The organism is Campylobacter lari (genome assembly GCF_001017575.1).
Lineage (GTDB): Bacteria > Campylobacterota > Campylobacteria > Campylobacterales > Campylobacteraceae > Campylobacter_D > Campylobacter_D lari_C.
The window spans coordinates 171,523-187,693 of sequence record NZ_CP011372.1 but is presented as its reverse complement, the minus strand read 5'-3'; the positions used below and the strand labels follow the sequence as shown (position 1 = coordinate 187,693).

The window sequence follows — 16,171 nt, the reverse complement described above, 5'->3', positions numbered from 1 at the left end:
TTTTATTCACTCAAAATTCTTTTTTTGCTTGATTCTAATACATTATAGATATTTTCTTTTATCCATTTTGCATCTTGCCATTGCTCAGGACGCACTTCAACTCCTTGCACCAAAACACCAAAATGCACATGATCTCCAAGTGCTAAACCTGTAGTGCCTGTAGTACCTATAACATTACCTGCTCTAACTCTATCACCCACATTTACATCCACATTAGTACAGTGTCCATAAAGAGTATAAATCCCAAAGCCATGATAGATGATAATATTTAATCCATAAATTCCATTTTCTTGCACAAATACCACTTCACCATCGTTATTGCTAATAATAGGTGCTTCTTTTATGCTTGCTAAATCAAGCCCCATATGATAAGAGCTACTAAAAGCTTGATTATTATAAGAATAAAATCTATGATCAGCATAATCAGCTACTTTTTGGCCATTTTTTAAAGGCTTGAAAAGATTAACTTTAAAATTATTAATCATAGTATCAGGAACTTTGCTTGTAATATCATGAATGATAACTTCATTAGAAGCTCTTAAATCTTCATTCACAAATTTAAATTTTTCAAGCCTACTTAATTCTCTATCTTTTGGAGCATATTTTTGTGCTAAAAATTCAATCTTACCATCTAAAAATCTATCACTTACTTTTATATTTGATACACGATATTTTTTATTAGTAAAATAATATCTAATTCTTTGTTTGTTTACATTACCTGCTTTATCTACTGCCACCACATAAGCTCTAAAGTGCTCATCAGTCGCCTCCCAAGGAATCAAAGCAGCATAATATCCTTCTTTCACATAAGGAGTTGCTTTAAAAATTTTATCTTTATCGGTTGTGATATAAACTTCTTGTAAATTCTCATCACTTGCTTTAAATACCACACTACCTACTCCACCTTGCTCGATTTGGTAAGAATTATCTAAAATTTCTACAAACGGTTTTTTGGTATCAATGATAACTTTTACTTCTTTAAGCGCTTGATTTCCTAAAAAGAAATTCCAAAAACTACTATCACTTGCTTCTATTACAAGTTTATAAGAATCAACTTTTTCTTTATAAGCTGGTTTTGGTAATTTTAAATCAAAATGAATGCTTTTTTTATTGCCTTTAACATGCTCATTTACAAGTATTTCGCCATTTAGCTCATTTGCCTTAAATAAAGTAACTTTTATATCTTTTAAAGCACTTTCATCGCTTATTTCTATGGATATAGGATCTGTTAGATTACTATAAATTACATCTGATTTTGTTTGAATCAACGGAGGATTTTTTTCAAACAACTTTGTATTTAAAACAAACACCACAAAGGCTAAAAGTATTAAAAAAACTACAAAAATCCATTTTTTATTTGATCTTTTACGCGCAAAAACCATATTTTCACTTTCAATCTATATTTTTTAAAAATATATTATTCTTTAGCAAATTAAGAGTAAATTATAAAAAATTTTATAAAATTTCTCTTAATTTATTTGCACTTTTAATCCAAGTTTCAAGCTCATTTATATCACATTTTTCTATCATTTTTTTACATTCTTGTAGTTCTTTTTGAAATAAATCAATAGAATTTAATAAATTTTGTTTATTTTGCTCAAAAATACCACTCCACATTTGAGGGTTTGATTTGGCAATCCTGCACATATCTTTAAAAGAAGGACCTCCTAGGTGAGCTATGTTTTTTTTATTTTCTTCTTTCATCACAAAATTTGCCAAAGAAAAACTAATCACATGCGGTAAGTGTGAAATGATAGAAGCATGATGATCATGCGCAATACTATCCATAAATACAAGCTTCATTCCTAAATCTGAAAAAATTTCTATAGCCCTTTTTTGATGAATATGATCGGCATTTTGCACATCGCACAAAACACAAACTGCATTTTTGTATAAATCTTTTATAGCTGCATTTGGGCCACTATTTTCAGTTCCTGCCATAGGATGAGCTGCGATAAATTGACTTTTCAAATAAGGAGGTAAATTTTTAATAATTTCCTCTTTTGTGCTTCCAAGCTCAACGATAGTGCAATCTTTAGAAATATCTTGAAATTCTTTTAAGATTTTTACAATAGCTCTTACAGGAATAGCTAAAAAAATAACATCACATTTTTTCAACTCTTCAAAAGAAACAATTTTATCTATTAATTTTCGCTCTAGCGCGATTTGTTCAAATTCTTTGTTTATATCATATCCACAAACTAAATCTATTAATTTATTCTCTCTTAGGCTAAGACCCAAAGATCCACCTATTAAGCCAAGTCCGACTATACCTACTTTCATAAATTTTCCTTAAAAAGCATTAGTTAAAAATATTTTGGTATTATAACGATTTTGTATATAAAAATTTAGGTAGAATAATGAAAAAATGGTTTGTTTTCTTTGCACTCTCAAGTTCTTTATGTGCAGCTACAATTAAAGATATAAAATTTGAAGGCTTATCGCAACTTTCTAAAGAAAGTGCTATTGCGATTTCTAAATTAAAAATAGGACAAAAAATCGATCCTGCTAGCATAGATACAGCGATTAAAAATCTTTTTGATAGAAATTATTTTAAAGATATAGTAGTAGAAGAAAAAAATGGAGTGCTAACTTTTAAAGTAATAGAAAAACCTTCCATTAGCAAAATAGATATTCAAGGTATAGCAAGTAACGATAGAAAGCAAATAGAAAGCCTTGTTGGCTTAAAACCTGGAATTTTATATGATGAAAATTCAGCTAAAGAAGCTGCTGAAAAAATTAAACTTTTTTATCAAGCCAAAGGTTTTTATGACACTGTTGTAGAAATCAAAGATGAAAAATTAAGTAATTCAAGCTCATTAAAACTTACTTTTGTTGTAAACCGTGGGGAAAATATCATCATAGAAAAAGTACATTTAAGCGGTGCAAAAAATTTAAGTTATTCAGATGTTGAACCTGCAATAGCAAATAAACAAAGAGAAGCCCTAGGCTGGATGTGGGGTTTTAATGATGGTAAGCTTAAAATCTTTGATTTAGCAAATGATAGCTCAAGAATTTCAGATGTGTATTTAAAAGAAGGTTATCTTGATGTAAGTGTATCTCCTGCTTTTTTAAATACTTACACAGATACCTATCAAGCTGATTTGACTTATTTTATCAACGAGGGTGAGGTTTATAAAGTCAAAGGGATTAAAATTTTTAATCCAATTTTTAGTGATGAAGAAAATGAAGCTTTGGCAAATGATTTAAAATTAAGTGTTGGAAAAATAGTTAATATAGAAAAACTAAGAGAAGATATAAAGACTATAGAAACTAAAACAGCAGATTTAGGCTATGCTTTTGTACAAGTTATACCTGATATACAAAAAGATAAAGAAAATCATGAAGCTATGATTATTTTTAAAGTCATACCTAATGAAAAAGTATATATAAGAGATGTCATCATCTCAGGTAACACCAAAACAGTTGATAGAGTTATTCGTAGAGAGCTTTATCTAACTGAAGGCAATCTTTATAATAGAACTGATTTAATAGACTCAAGAAATGCCCTAAGAAGAACTGCATATTTTGAAAATGTAGACATTAAAGAACAAAGAGTAGATGATACGCATATTGATTTGATAGTAGAAGTCAAAGAAGCTTCAACTGGGGCCATTTCAGGTGGTATTGGCTATGGAACTAGTGATGGAATTTTACTTAGCGCTTCATTATCTGATGCAAATATCTTAGGCTCTGGTATGAAAGGAAGTGTGAGTATAGACAAAGGCGATGATACACTTTCAGGTAGAGTATCTTTAAGAAATCCTAGAGTAAATGATAGTGATTATTCTCTTGGAGGATCATTATATTCAGATCGTTTAGAATGGGATAGCTATGATGAGAGAAACTATGGTTTTGACATAAGCGTTGGTAAAACTTTAGGAAGATATACAAGTGTTGATTTAACTTATAATCTTGAGCAAAGTGATATTTATCATTTAAGTGATCGCTTAATTGCTCAAGGATATAAACTTGGAAAAACCTATAAAAGCTCCATTACTCCTTCGATAGTATTTAACAATACAGATGATTATTATTTACCAAGATCAGGTTTTATTGCCTCAACTTCGCTTGAATATGCAGGCTTAGGTGGGGATCAAGAATTCATAAGTTCTACTACTAAGTTTAATTATTATCAAGGTTTGGAAGAATTTATAGGTTGGGATTTAATTTATCGTTATAAAGCAAGTTTTTATAAGGTATGGGATCAAGGCTATTTGCCTATCAATGAAAAATTATATCTTGGTGGTATAGGAACTATTAGAGGTTTTGATAGAAGAAGTGTGAGTCCTAAAAATGAATGGGGTGATGAAACAGGTGGTACAGTGGCTTTTGCAAATTCTGTAGAACTTAGTTTTCCGCTTTTTGATAGAATCAAACTTAGAGGTAGTGTATTTTTTGATTATGGTGCTATCGGAGAGAGTTCTTTAAGTCAAATTCAAAGATGGAGCACAGGTGTTGGTTTTGAGTGGCTAACCCCGCTAGGTGCTTTAAATTTAGTTTTTGCTAAACCATTTAACACCAACTCAAAAGACGATTTAAGCAAATTCGAGTTTATGTTGGGCGCAAGATTTTAAAAATAATAAAATCTTGCTATAATTTTAAAATTTTTATTTTAGGTAGAGATAATGAATTTTTTAGATATTTTTTCTAGTATAAGACGCAAACAAGCTACTCCAAGTGAAGCTCCAAATCACTGGGTAAAATGTAATTCTTGCCATGCGTTAATGTATTATAAAGAAATAGAAACTTGTTATAATGTTTGCCCTAAATGTAATTTTCATATGAGATTAGACCCTCTAAAACGCATTGAATTGCTTAGCGATGAAGGCTCTTTTGAGGAAATGGATAAAGACTTACATGCAATCGATCCGCTTAAATTTGTAGATAGTAAATCATATAAAAAAAGATTGGCAGAAAATGAAGAAAAAACAGGAAGAAAAAGTGCCATAATAAGTGGTGAATGTAATATAGATGGGATAAAAACTCAACTTGTTGTTTTTGATTTTTCTTTCATGGGTGGAAGTTTAGGCTCAGTAGAAGGTGAAAAAATTCTTAGAGCTATTGAAAGAGCGATTGAGAAAAAAACTCCTGTTGTTATAGTAAGTGCAAGTGGTGGAGCTAGAATGCAAGAAAGCACTTATTCTTTAATGCAAATGAGTAAAACTAGCGCGGCATTAAAACTATTAGCAGAAGAAAAACTTCCTTATATTTCAGTATTAACTGATCCGACCATGGGTGGCGTAAGCGCGTCCTTTGCTTGGCTTGGAGATATCATCATGGCTGAACCTGGTGCTTTGGTAGGATTTGCAGGAGCTAGGGTAATTAAACAAACCATAGGAGCTGATTTACCAGACGGCTTTCAAAAGGCCGAATTTTTACTTGAACATGGATTGATTGATGCGATTGTGGAAAGAAGCGAACATAAAAAATTTATAGCAGATTTTTTAAGGTTTTTTTCTAAAAACTAAAAAATGCAAATCAATCTTTTAAGTATTCAAAAAAATAGTAATGATGAATTTAGCAAGATAGATGAGCATTATACCAAACTCATCAAAAAATTTTGCAGTTTTAATGATATATGTGTTTTTAATAACAAAATTAATCAAGCACAAAACGCTAATGCTATAGAAGCAAAAAAATCTTATACAAATGCACTAAGTCCTTATAAAAAAGGTTTTTGCATAGCATTAGATGAAAAAGGTAAAGAATTTACAAGTGTAGAATTTGCAAAATTATTGCAAGATAAAAATGAAATTTCATTTTTTATAGGTGGTGCTTATGGATTTGAGCAAGAATTTATTGCACAAATGCATACAAGTATAGCTCTTAGTAAAATGACCTTAGTACATAAATTTGCCAAAACTATGCTTTTAGAGCAAATTTATCGTGCATTTTGCATTAATACAAATCACCCATATCACAAATAGGAGCGTTTATGCAAGAATTAAATCTTGAAGAATTTAAAAATATATTACTTCAAAGACAAAAAGAAATTTTACAAGAACTGCAAGGTAATATAGACAATATCCATAACCTACAAGATAGTGAACCTAGAGATGAAGTTGATTTACAACAAATTGACAATAGCTCTCATATTGATTTTAAAATTAATGAAAATTTAAAAGCTGAACTAGAAGAAATTAAACATTCATTAAGCAAAATAGATAACAATACTTATGGTATTTGTGAGTATTGTGAAGATGATATTCATCCTGAAAGACTTAAGGTTAAACCTCATGCAAAATATTGCATAAATTGCCGTGAAACCCTAGAAAAAAGGAAAAAGCTATGAAAATAAGATTATTTTTCTTTGCAAGTTTAGTTTATCTTTTAATTGTTGCAGCCTTAGTTTATAATCTAAATTTAGGAAATTATACTTTTGCAATTTCTACTTTTGAATTAAATTTGCCTATTAGCTTATGGGTTGTTTTGCCTGCTTTGTTTTTAATGATACTGGCTTTAGCGCATATGAGTTTTTATGGCTTTTTAAAACATTTACAATATAAAAATCTAATTAAAGATAGTAAAAATTATGAAAATTTTATTATTGATATTTTTTTAAAAAAAGCAAGCAAGGTTAAATTTAAAACTCAAGAATTTCAAAACATAGCAAAAAACACTCAAGCTCTTTGTTTTAAAGAAAAAATTCAAAATCCTAAAATAGATGAAATTATTGATATTTTTGAGAACTTAGACAAAAAGGAATTTGTGGAATTAAAAAAATACAAGCTAGATCCAAATAATGAAATTTTTATTTTAAATGAAAAAAATCACTTTCAAAATGATAATAATCATGCTTTTTCTTTTATCAAAAACAAAGATACCTTAGTAAATGAGCTAGAAATTTTTGCTTATAAAATAGTGTTAGAAAATGCGCCCTATAGTCAAATTAAAACACTAAAAATACAAAAAAATCAAGATGATATTTTATTGCTTTTAAGTAGATTTGAAAAAGAAAACTTAGAATTAAATCATGCTGAAATCGAAGTTTTACTTAGTATGAATACCTTAGATGATAAATCATATTTGCACTGTGCTAAAATACTTTGCAAAAAAATAGAACCTCAAATATTAATTGCTTTATTTAAAAAGTTAAAAGATAATCATTCTCAAGCTTTAAGAGCTTATCTTTATACTTTGGCAGAATTTGGTATGTATGATGAATTGCTTAATGAATTAGGAAATGATCAAAATGAGCATAAAGACTTTAGACTCTTGCTCTTTTTAAGAGAGCATAATAAAAAAATAGAGCTTGAAAAATTAATACAATGATAGATTTTAGCAAAAAACCTTTATTTTTAGCCCCTATGGCAGGTTTTTCAGACTTGCCTTTAAGAAATTTAGTTAAGCAATTTGGGGCTGATGTAACCATTAGTGAAATGATAAGTTCTAATGCCTTAGTGTATGAGAGCTCAAAAACTCTTAAAATGTTAGAAAAAGCTGAACTTGAAAGCCCTTACATAGTTCAAATTGCAGGCTCAGATGAAAGCGTAATTCAAAAAGCAGTAGAAATACTAAATCGTTTTGATTTTATAGATGGGATTGATTTTAATTGTGGTTGTCCTGTAAATAAAGTTATAAAACAATGTGCAGGTAGTGCTCTTTTGCAAGATCTTGATAAATTACAAAGAATTTTAGAACTTATTAAAAAAACAAGTAATAAAAAATTAACTAGTGTCAAAGTAAGATTAGGATTTGATAAAAAAGATCCCATTGCTATTGCTAAAGCGTGTGAAAATGCTGGAGTAGATTTTATCAGTATGCATGGTCGCACTAGAAAACAAATGTATAGTGGAAATGCTGATTATGAAGCCATAGCTTTAGCCAAAGAAAATATCAAAATTCCTTTAGTAGCAAATGGTGATATTAGTGCAGAAAATGCTAAAGAAGTATTTGAAATTACAAACTGCGATGCTTTAATGATAGGGCGTGCAAGCATAGGAAAACCTTGGATATTTCATGAGATAAAAACTGGTAAAAAAATCGAAAAGGCTATGAAAAATAAAATTATATTCGCGCATTTTGAAGAAATGTTAAAGCATTATAAAGAACAAGGCATAAGCATATTTAGAAAGCACTTGCATGAATATTCTAAAGGTTATGAAGATGCTTCTAATTTTAGAGATTGTGTTAATCGTATTAATGATGCAGATATTATGCGAAAATATATTCAAGAATTTTTCAATAAGGAATGATTTTTGCTTGTAAGTTACTAAGCAATATGAATGAAGAGATACCATAAAACAAGGAAGGTTCATGGCAGCTCATATCAATTCAAAAGGGATTTACAAAGCATTAGGTGGCATTAGAACAAGTGCAAACAATTTAGCAGCACATGCTTCAAAGCTTAACAATCAAAGTTTAAATTTCGAGCAAGTTTTGCAACAAACCCAACCAAAATGTATAAGCACTTGCCTACAAAGCTCTCAAAAACAACTTGGAAATTTGCTTGAAGATATTAAAAATAGCAAGGAAGCTATTATAAAAAATACACATATTGACAGTGCAAATATCATCGCAAAATTAAGACAAGAGGCTATTATGATGTATGATATTACCCTTAAAAACCCTCTTTAATAATTTTATATAAATTATCAATATATTCATCGCTAAAATGCGATGAATTAAAATTTTCATAAAACTTTGCAAGATCTTCAGCTTTAAACTCATAGCCAAAAGCACATTTTTTATGTGCAGGTAAAAAAGCTCTTACCAATACAACGTTTTTTTGTATATATTCATCACAATAAAAACACACAAAGCTTTTATGCAAACGTCCTTCAAAACTTAAAATCTTTAAGTAAGCATCCACAATCACACGCTTGCAATCTTGTTTTTCAAAACGTTTAGCACAATCTTCTAAAAGCTCAAAATAAAAACTATCAATTTCCTCAACATCTTTTAAATGCCAATAAAAAAGCCTAATAAATTCTTGCCAAAAAAACATTCTCTCTCTGTCTAAAATCCAAGAAAAACCAATATGTAAAACATCTTTTAAGCGTGGTAAAAACCTCGAACTTTCTTCAAGCTCAAAATCAATCTTATATCCACTTAAAATATTAGAATGTCTCATTCCGTAAAATCTATAACTTTTAATAATTCTTTTAGCACTTAAAAGATAAACGATTAAATCCTCATCTTTTACACTCTGAGTGTGTAAGATAAAACCTTGCATTTTATAAAAGTTCTACACCATAAGCTTGCAAAATTTCATAAGCACTATTTTCTAAAGACTTGCTAAAGCTTGCTGTTGCATTTTTATGCAATATAATTTTTGAGTTGATACTAGCGCTTTGAGCTAAAATAATATTACTAAATACACAAATATGTGAAACCAAACCACAAAATTCTATACTTTCATAATAATTTTGTTTTAAAAAATTAGCCAATTCTAAGCTACCAAAAGCATTCTTATAAAAGATTTTTTTTGCATTTTTTAAATACATATCAAAATCACTTGGCATTTGCCAACCTAAAGTATCTCTAATGCAATGATAAATAGGTAAATTTTTTCCTTCTTGAGTTTTTAAATAATTCTTATCATGCGTATCAAAAGTAAAAACAATATCACCTTGATGATTTTTCAAAAGAGCAAGAATATTATCTTTTATCTTGGTAGCTTTTTCAAAACCTAAGCTACCATCGATAAAATCATTTTGATAATCAACAACAACTAAAAGTTTAGTCATTATCCTTAACCATGAAAAAACTATCCGTGTGGATATTTTCAAATGCAGTTTTTAAGCTTGTAAATAATTTTGGATTTTCTTTTTCTAAATTTGCTAAAAGCTGTTTAGCTTCTTCTCTAGCGTGAGGAAATTTTACATTTTTTTCACTTAATTTCATACCAGGACAAAATTCATTACCAATAACTTCTAATTCATTATTAATAGCATTTTCTCTTAATTGTCTTTCTCTTACAAAAATCAAAGGACGAATAACCTCTACACCTCTTTTGCTTTTATATTTTGGAGCTAGACTTCTAAGAGCACCATTGTAAATAAAATTCATAAAAAAACTTTCCACTGCATCATCTAAATGATGAGCTATGGCTAATTTATTAAAACCATTTTCTAAGGCGTAAGTGTATAAAGCTCCGCGCCTCATTCTTGAAAAATAGCTACAAAAGCTTGAATTTTTTCTAATAGTATCGCCTGAAATTTCATAAATATTAGAATCAATTACTTCATGATCAATACCATGCTCTTTGCAGTGATTATGAAGCTTAGTATAATCCTCACCCATACCATAACTTAAAGTTACTGCCTTAAGTTCAAATTTAAAAGGCGCATGCGCTTGCATACGTTTTAAAAGATGTGCTAAAGCTAGAGAATCTTTCCCGCCACTAAGTCCCAATAAAACCTTATCATTATCCCCTATTAGGGAAAATTTAGCATTTGCTTTTGCAACTTCTCTAATTAGTTTTTTACTAAGATTTATCATAATTTCTCACAAATTTTTAAAACAAAATTAGCTGAAATTTTAGCGGATTTTTCTACAAACTCATCAAAGTCAAATTCAGCCTTTTCGCCTGCTTTATCACTCATTGATCTTAAAATCAAACATGGAATTTTTAAAGCATCACACACCAAAGCTACACTAGCCCCTTCCATTTCACAAGCATCTGCATTAAAAATTTCTCTAATTTTTGCTTTTTTACTCTCATCGCAAATAAACTCATCACCTGTAGCTATAATACCTGATTGTAATTTAACACCAAGTTCTTTAGCAACCTCTATAGCAATATTATTTAGCTTATCATCTGTTTTTATAAAAATTTCATTGCCTGGAACATAACCAAGTGGATGACCAAAAGCTGTGATATCTAAATCATATTGAGCTAATTTTGTTGCATAAATTAAATCTCCTATTTCTAAACTAGGATTAAAAGCGCCTGCTACACCTGTAAAGAGCAAAAGCTCAGCTTTAAATTTTTCTATCATAATAGCCGCACTAAGAGTGGAATTTACTTTCCCTATCTTAGAATAAGCGATAATTAATTCATGATTTTTATATTTTGCAAGATAATAAGTATTGTTTGCATATTCTACTGTTTGATACTCTTTTAATGTTTCTAGTAAAGGAGTGACCTCTTCAGGCATAGCACCTAAAATAGCTATTTTCATTTAATTACCTTTAAAATTTCATCAATATCTTCTATTTTACTTAAGGCATAAGTTTCTTTTTGAGTGATTTTTTTATTTAAGCCCTTTAACACACTTGCACCAAATTCTATATAAAAATCTACTTCTTTATCTATTGCCTTAATGCTTTGTTTATAAAGAACAGGCTTGATGAGTTGCTCACTTAAAAGCGTTAGAGCTTGATTTTTATCATTATACACTTTTGCATTAACATTTGATACTACGCTTTTAAAACTCTCTTTTAAAACAGGTTCTAATTCTTTTGTAAGTTTCAAAGATGCATTTTTTAATAATGGACAATGGCTTGCAACACTCATATTCAAAAGCATGGCTCTTTTAGCTCCTGCATTTTTAAACTCACTCTCATAAGAAGCTAAATCAGGTTTTAAACCTGCTACTACAATTTGCCCATCACAATTATAATTAGCAGCAAAAATGCTTTTTTCTTCGCTTAATGCCTTTTGACAAAGTTCTTCTACCACTTTATCTTCAAGCCCTAAAATCACCATCATACCAGCTTCTATTTTAGAGCAGTCTTCTTGCATAAACTTACCGCGTTTATTAACAAGCGCTATTACATCTAAAAAATCAAATGCATCTTGAGTTGCCAAAGCACTAAATTCTCCTAACGAATGACCCAAGCTATACTTAGCTTCTATATTAGCTTGCTCTTTTAACGCTTCATAAGCCATTAATGAATTTAAAACTATGGCCATTTGCGTAAATTCACTTTTATTTAAATTTTCATTTTCCCTAAAAAGCAAATTTTTAAAATCAATTTTACAAAAATCACTAGCATTATCTAACAATTCTTTTGCTTTTTTAGAATTATCATAAAAACTCAAACCCATGCCAACACTTTGAGAGCCTTGACCTGGGAAAATAAATGCACTATTCATTAATGACCACCGCAGCAGCCGCCACCGCCATGCCCATGGCCTCCGCAACATCCGCCACCGCCATGTCCGTGATGATGATCATGGTGATGTCCTCCACCACCACATCCACAACTTCTACTACCTGCGATAATTCCTGTTAAAATTTCATCTTCACTTGCAGCTCTAACATCTACGATATTGATTGAAAATAACAAGTCTTTTCCTGCATAAGCATGATTATAATCAATAGTAACTTCATTTTCAGTAATTTCTCTAACAATTACTCTTACTGTATTACCATCTTCACCTTCGCCAAAAAGCTCCATACCAACTTGCAAATCAATCCCTGCAAACTGCTCTTTTGGTAAAGTTTGTAATGCATTTGCATCATATTCACCCAAAGCATTTTCTTTTTTTATCACAATATCAGCATTACATGGGGCATTAAGTTTTTGAATTTCTTCTTCTAATCCTTCTAAAATTTGACCTTTACCCAAAATAAAAGAAATAGGTTCAGCATAAATATTTGATTCTAAAACTTCATTAGTATTTGCATCTTTTAACTCATAAAACATTGAAACTACACTATTTTTTTCTATAGCCATTTTATCTCCTTTGTTATTTTCTATCTGGTGAAACTTTTGCTTCAGGACTATCAGGATAAGCTGTCTTTAAAGCCTTATAAAATTTATTAGCACTTTTTGGATCTCCAACTTTATCCAAGCTAATAGCCGTGTGATAAAGCAATTTTGGCACATAATCACCTTTAGTGCTTATAGCAGAACTTTTTTTATAAAATCCCAAAGCACCTGCATAATCTTGCTGTTTATATCTTATCTCTCCAAGCCAAAAAGTAGACCTAGCAGGTTTATAGTGAATACTTATTAGATATTCAAATTTTTCTCTTGCTTCTTCAAATTGATTTTTATTAGTTTCATCTATCGCTTTTTTCAAAATTTCACTAGATTGTAATTTTTTCCAACTATCGTCTTTTACTTCAATCACTTCATCTTGAGTTTTATTTGTATCTTGAATGATTTCTTGGGTTTTATTATCATCACTTACAACAGGAACAACTGGAGTAATTTTTGTTTGATTTTGCACCCTAGCTATTTCAGATTGAAAAAAAGTTATAGTTTGATTCATATCTTCTTTGGAAATATAATCATCATTAATCTTATTGATTAAAGTTGTAATTTCACCTAAAACTTTTTGAATTTCTTGGTGATTTTTTTCCTGAATTTGTCTATTTTCTTCAATATAAGCTCTTAAATTTTGAATTTCTTGGGTAATATTTGCATCAAAATTTTGATAGTTTTCTTCTAATGAAAGCAATTTTGTATTAGCTTTTGAATACTGAGCATTTAATCCCTCAGTGACACTTTGCAAACCCTCTATGTTTTCCACTGCTGTATTTATTTTGCTTGTTAAATTTGTATAATATTCATTTAAAGCTTTTAAGCGTTCTTGATTTTCATATTGCAATTTTTCATTTTGAGTTAAACCATAAGGTGTTTTTGTATCTACTTTTCCTGCATCAAATGCTGAAATTTCAGCATGTAAAAAAGTAGCTCCTAAAAGAGCTACTGATAATAAGTTTAATTTCATTTATTTAAAACTTTATTTTGCAATTTTAAATTCTGCACGACGATTTTGAGCATCGCATGCTTTTGTTCTTTCAGTACATACAGGATTAGTCTCTCCATAGCTTTTTACACTAATTCTATCAGCATTAACACCTTGAGCTACTAAAGATTCTTTTACTGCTTTAGCTCTTTTTAAACCTAAAGCTTGATTATACTCATCAGTTCCCCACTCATCGCAGTTTCCTTCAACTACGATTGCAGCATTAGCAACTTCTTTGTTGAAAATCTTAGCATTATTTGCAATAACTTTTTGCATATCCGATCTAACATTAAATTTATCAAAATCAAAATATACATTTGCAACAGAATTTAAAGATTCAAGATTTTCAAATCTATCTGAACCACCACTACCTTTTGAACCATCTACACTACTTGAGCTACTTACACTAGTATTTTTTGTAGCACATCCACTTACAATAACAGCAAATGCAGTAATTGAAGCAAAAATGATTTTTTTCATTGCTTTCCCCTTTTTATTTAAAAATCATACTTAATTATAACAAAAAAAATGCTATTTTGATATTTTACCAATCAATTGATTGAATTTTACCTACTTTTAAACCATAATGAAAGGCTTTATTTGCATTAATTCTAATAACTCCTAATGCACTTTGTGAACCTAAATATTTAATAAATACAACACTTTCTCCATCACTAGAAAATCTTGGAAAAAGATTTTTACCATTTGCAGTAAGTTGTCTTATATAATCACTTTGAGTTGACATTAAATAAAGATTAAAAACTCCGCTTTGATTTACTTCTCTACTAGAATAAACCATATAGTGTTTATAAGTAGAAACCGAAGAATTATTTTTACCATGAAAAACAACTTGTTCTGTTAAATTTGAATCTAAATTTTGCATAAAAATATTTGGATAACCCAAGCGATCAGACACAAATACAATTTTTTTATCATCATCTACAAAATTGCCATTTACATCAATACCCATGTAGTTTGTAATTTGTGTCAGATTTTTTGAATCTACATCATACAAATATACGTCAGGTTGGTCTTTTGGGGCCATGGTAAGTAAAATTTTTTTACCATCATCACTCACATCAGAAGCAACCATCATACCTTTGCTAGCAATGATTTTTGTTATATTTTTATTTTTCATGTTGTATTTATAAAGAGTTGGAATCTCATCTTCATAGGCAGTAAAATAAAATGAGTTTTGCTCTTTATTTGCCCATTTAGGAAACAAATTTAAACCTTTTGAAATCAATACTTTTTGATAAGTTAAAGTATAATCTGCTAATAAAATATCACTTTGCTTATTACCTTGGGTTCTAGCTATTAAAATTTTATGATCCATCCAATCAACCGGAGCAAAACCTAACTTTTTATTCATTTGAGCAACACTTCTATGTGCTAAAAATGGATACTCTTCAATAGAAAGAATTTGTTCATAAAATCTTGTTTTAGTTTCATTTGCAGCTAAAATTTCAACATCAATATCTAAAAGCTTGCCATTTTTATTTAATATATAAGAAAAAATATAATCACCTTGTTTTTCATCTTGAGTTATCTCAAAATTTGAACTTACTTTTATATCATTAACAAGCATGTTGTAAAAACTTTTTTTAAGATCTAAATCATTCAATTTAGACTGATCTTTAATATAAATTTTAGGCAATTGCATACCTTTATTAACAACAGATATTGTTGCATCTTGTCCAAATAATACTGAACAAAAAAATAAGAATACTAGTATTTTTTTCATTGTTTCTCCGTTTTAAACTCAATTATATCACTAAGTTGCATTTTGATTTTTCTTATTTTACCATTTGGAGGTAAAGTTATGTATCTTCCTTCTAAATTTTGTAAAAATTCTTTTGCTTTTTTATCAAAACTATCACTATGTGCACTAGTAGCACTTAGCAAATAAAAATAGCCATTATTATCAATTACAAATTCTACATCTATGCTTAAATTACCACTAGGATTATAAATCCTCCATCTATCTTCAAGGTATTTTCTCACAGTACCTAAAAATTGATTGTAAACACCTATTTTTTGCTCTATAACAGATTGTCCTAGTTCTTGGTTTATTTTTAAATTTTCATTGAGTTGTTTAGAAAAATCATTGATTTTTTCTCTTTGGGCAAAAGTAGGTTTTTTTGAAGGCATAGAAGATTGCACTTTAGTTGTTTTTTCTTCTTGATAGTCTTCTATTTTACCAAACAACTCATTAAAAACACTTGCTTGTTGTTCTATATTTTGCGTATTGACACTTTTGTTTGTGGTGTATTTTTGCAGAAGATTTTCTTCAAATAAGCTTTGCAAATTTTCTTTTTGCAATTCTTGTATCATATTTACTTGATTTTGATTTATACTATCGCCAAGTTCTATATTAATAAAACTATTAGGATCATCAGTATATTCAATGGCTTTTGGTTTATACTCAACCAACTTAAAAAATACCAAAAAAACAACAAAAAAATAAACTAAAGTTGCATAAATAAAAGCTTTAAGATTATGTGTAGAATTTTCTTCCAT

General features: G+C 29.3%; 19 protein-coding genes. 7 read left to right on the top strand and 12 right to left on the bottom strand.

Translation table 11 applies throughout. The annotated features are described in order from the left end of the window. Positions 1-2: 2 nt before the first annotated feature. Together pgp6 and CD56_RS01085 are read right to left on the bottom strand one after the other, a co-directional pair. Entirely contained in the window at positions 3-1,382 is a 1,380-nt protein-coding gene (pgp6, locus tag CD56_RS01090) for a peptidoglycan metallopeptidase Pgp6 (RefSeq protein ID WP_047207935.1), read from the bottom strand. A 73-nt stretch (positions 1,383-1,455) separates the two neighbouring features. Continuing rightward, on the bottom strand, positions 1,456-2,283 hold the full coding sequence (locus CD56_RS01085; protein WP_047207934.1) for a prephenate dehydrogenase: 828 nt from the start codon (positions 2,281-2,283) through the stop codon (positions 1,456-1,458). A 77-nt stretch (positions 2,284-2,360) separates the two neighbouring features. On the opposite strand from CD56_RS01085, the gene bamA reads away from it, so the two are divergent. The 7 genes from bamA (at position 2,361) to CD56_RS01050 (ending at position 8,580) form a co-directional block, all read left to right on the top strand. Continuing rightward, complete coding sequence (gene bamA / locus CD56_RS01080) at positions 2,361-4,577, top strand: outer membrane protein assembly factor BamA (protein WP_047207933.1); 2,217 nt, start codon at positions 2,361-2,363, stop codon at positions 4,575-4,577. Positions 4,578-4,628: 51 nt separating this feature from the next. Next, positions 4,629-5,471, top strand: coding sequence for an acetyl-CoA carboxylase, carboxyltransferase subunit beta (gene accD, locus CD56_RS01075; RefSeq protein ID WP_047207932.1), 843 nt, complete (start codon positions 4,629-4,631; stop codon positions 5,469-5,471). 3 nt (positions 5,472-5,474) lie between these two features. Next, positions 5,475-5,930: a 23S rRNA (pseudouridine(1915)-N(3))-methyltransferase RlmH gene (locus CD56_RS01070; protein WP_039627829.1), complete on the top strand. Its 456-nt coding sequence runs from the start codon at positions 5,475-5,477 to the stop codon at positions 5,928-5,930. Positions 5,931-5,938: 8 nt separating this feature from the next. Then, the gene (gene dksA / locus CD56_RS01065) at positions 5,939-6,295 is read left to right on the top strand and encodes an RNA polymerase-binding protein DksA (protein ID WP_047207931.1); all 357 of its coding nucleotides are present in this window, start codon (positions 5,939-5,941) and stop codon (positions 6,293-6,295) included. Continuing rightward, complete coding sequence (locus CD56_RS01060; protein WP_047207930.1) at positions 6,292-7,275, top strand: hypothetical protein; 984 nt, start codon at positions 6,292-6,294, stop codon at positions 7,273-7,275. Before dksA ends, CD56_RS01060 begins: the two co-directional genes overlap by 4 nt. Then, the gene (locus tag CD56_RS01055; RefSeq protein ID WP_047207929.1) at positions 7,272-8,198 is read left to right on the top strand and encodes a tRNA dihydrouridine synthase; all 927 of its coding nucleotides are present in this window, start codon (positions 7,272-7,274) and stop codon (positions 8,196-8,198) included. The genes CD56_RS01060 and CD56_RS01055 overlap by 4 nt, the downstream gene beginning before the upstream one ends. Before the next feature lie 61 nt (positions 8,199-8,259). Beyond that, positions 8,260-8,580: a hypothetical protein gene (locus CD56_RS01050; protein WP_039617382.1), complete on the top strand. Its 321-nt coding sequence runs from the start codon at positions 8,260-8,262 to the stop codon at positions 8,578-8,580. On the opposite strand, the gene recO is transcribed toward CD56_RS01050, so the two are convergent. The 10 genes from recO to CD56_RS01000 form a co-directional block, all read right to left on the bottom strand. Beyond that, positions 8,564-9,178 (bottom strand): recombination protein RecO, encoded by a 615-nt coding sequence (gene recO, locus CD56_RS01045; protein WP_047207928.1) that lies wholly within the window; start codon positions 9,176-9,178, stop codon positions 8,564-8,566. The genes CD56_RS01050 and recO overlap by 17 nt on opposite strands. Position 9,179: 1 nt before the next feature. Next, on the bottom strand, positions 9,180-9,692 hold the full coding sequence (locus CD56_RS01040; protein ID WP_047207927.1) for a cysteine hydrolase family protein: 513 nt from the start codon (positions 9,690-9,692) through the stop codon (positions 9,180-9,182). Further along, positions 9,685-10,446, bottom strand: a complete 762-nt coding sequence (locus CD56_RS01035) for an ATP-binding protein (RefSeq protein WP_047207926.1) — start codon at positions 10,444-10,446, stop codon at positions 9,685-9,687. The genes CD56_RS01040 and CD56_RS01035 overlap by 8 nt, the downstream gene beginning before the upstream one ends. After that, positions 10,443-11,129, bottom strand: coding sequence for a 5'-methylthioadenosine/adenosylhomocysteine nucleosidase (locus CD56_RS01030; protein ID WP_047207925.1), 687 nt, complete (start codon positions 11,127-11,129; stop codon positions 10,443-10,445). Before CD56_RS01030 ends, CD56_RS01035 begins: the two co-directional genes overlap by 4 nt. Further along, a complete protein-coding gene (gene fabD / locus CD56_RS01025; RefSeq protein WP_047207924.1) occupies positions 11,126-12,046 on the bottom strand; it encodes an ACP S-malonyltransferase in 921 nt (306 codons plus the stop codon). The genes CD56_RS01030 and fabD overlap by 4 nt, the downstream gene beginning before the upstream one ends. Then, positions 12,046-12,630: an FKBP-type peptidyl-prolyl cis-trans isomerase gene (locus CD56_RS01020; RefSeq protein WP_039617371.1), complete on the bottom strand. Its 585-nt coding sequence runs from the start codon at positions 12,628-12,630 to the stop codon at positions 12,046-12,048. Before CD56_RS01020 ends, fabD begins: the two co-directional genes overlap by 1 nt. A gap of 13 nt (positions 12,631-12,643) precedes the next feature. Further along, positions 12,644-13,633: a Tol-Pal system protein YbgF gene (locus CD56_RS01015; RefSeq protein WP_039617370.1), complete on the bottom strand. Its 990-nt coding sequence runs from the start codon at positions 13,631-13,633 to the stop codon at positions 12,644-12,646. A gap of 12 nt (positions 13,634-13,645) precedes the next feature. Next, positions 13,646-14,131, bottom strand: coding sequence for a peptidoglycan-associated lipoprotein Pal (gene pal, locus CD56_RS01010; protein WP_039617368.1), 486 nt, complete (start codon positions 14,129-14,131; stop codon positions 13,646-13,648). Between the two features lie 64 nt (positions 14,132-14,195). Continuing rightward, positions 14,196-15,395, bottom strand: a complete 1,200-nt coding sequence (gene tolB, locus CD56_RS01005; RefSeq protein WP_047207923.1) for a Tol-Pal system protein TolB — start codon at positions 15,393-15,395, stop codon at positions 14,196-14,198. Next, complete coding sequence (locus tag CD56_RS01000) at positions 15,392-16,171, bottom strand: hypothetical protein (RefSeq protein WP_047207922.1); 780 nt, start codon at positions 16,169-16,171, stop codon at positions 15,392-15,394. Before CD56_RS01000 ends, tolB begins: the two co-directional genes overlap by 4 nt.